The 1419-nt window shown below is 73.3% G+C and carries 1 protein-coding gene; it reads left to right on the forward strand.

Annotated elements, in window-relative coordinates; translation table 11 throughout:
• A partial coding sequence (locus KN815_RS39735) for a KR domain-containing protein (protein WP_216346665.1) occupies nucleotides 1-1419 on the forward strand: 1419 nt, incomplete at both ends.

Below are 1419 nucleotides of genomic sequence, written 5' to 3' on the forward strand. Positions count from 1 at the left end.
CAATCTGCGCGGGACGGTGCGTTTCGACGAGACCGTACGAGTGCTCCTGGACGAAGGCTTCCAGACGTTCGTGGAGGCCAGCGCCCACCCCGTCCTGACCATGGGCATCGAGCAGACGGCCGACGACCACGGCACCCCCGTGGCGGCCGTCGGCTCGCTGCGCCGTGCGGAGGGCGGTCCGGAGCGGTTCCTGACCTCCCTGGCCGAGGCCCACGTCGGCGGTATCGCCGTGGACTGGCGGACGGTGTTCGCCGGGACCGGTGCCCGCCCCGTCGACCTGCCCACCTACGCCTTCCAGCGCCAGCGGTACTGGCTGGACGCCACCTCGGCCGCCGAGGTGGCGGCCGCCGGTGGCGGCCTGAGCACGGACGCGGTGGACGCGCGCTTCTGGGAGGCGGTGGAGCACGAGGATCTGGAGGCGCTGGTCCGCACCCTGGAGGTGGCGGACGAGGAGCAGCAGTCGTCGTTGACGGCGTTGCTTCCGGCGCTGTCGTCCTGGCGCCGTCAGCGGCGCGAGCAGAACAAGGTGGACGGCTGGCGTTACCAGATTGTCTGGAAGCCCCTGGCATCCGCCTCCGGGACCACGCTCTCGGGCACCTGGCTCGTGGCCGTTCCGGAAGCCTGCGGTGACGACACTTTGGTCGCCGCCGTGCTGGACGGGCTGGCCGGGCGCGGTGCGCATGTGGTGCGCGTAACCGTCGGGGCGGCGGATGACCGTGAGGCGATGACGGAGCGGCTGCGCGTGGCCCTCGACGGCGTGGAGCCGTCGGCCGTGGCGGGTGTGTTCTCGCTGCTGGGCCTGGACGAGTCGGCGCATGAGTCCTTCCAGGTGGTCCCGGCCGGGCTGGCCGCGACGGTGACGCTGGTTCAGGCGCTGGGCGATGCGGATGTGGTGGCCCCGCTGTGGTGCGGCACCCGGGGTGCGGTGTCGGTGGGGCGCTCCGACCGGCTGGTGAGCCCGATCCAGGCGATGGTGTGGGGCCTGGGCCGGATCCTGGAGGCCGAGTACCCCCAGCGCTGGGGCGGCGTCGTGGACCTGCCCGAGACCATCGACGACCGTGCGGTGGCCCGGCTGGCCGGAGCGCTGGCCGGTGCGGAGTCCGAGGACCAGGTGGCGGTGCGCGGCTCCGGTGTCTTCGCCAAGCGGCTGGTGCGGGCCTCCGCGCCCGATGCCACGACCGTGGATGGCTGGCAGCCGAGTGGTTCGGTGCTGGTGACCGGTGGTACGGGTGCGCTGGGCGGTCACGTTGCCCGCTGGCTGGCGCGTACGGGTGCCGAGCATCTGGTGCTGACCAGCCGCAGTGGCATGGCGGCCGAGGGCGCCGCCGAGTTGAAGGCGGAGCTGGAAGGGCTCGGTGCCCGGGTGACGGTGGCGGCGTGTGACGCCGCGGACCGTGAGGCGCTGGCCGCGGTGCTGGA

This window comes from Streptomyces niphimycinicus (genome assembly GCF_018883605.1).
GTDB lineage: Bacteria > Actinomycetota > Actinomycetes > Streptomycetales > Streptomycetaceae > Streptomyces > Streptomyces niphimycinicus.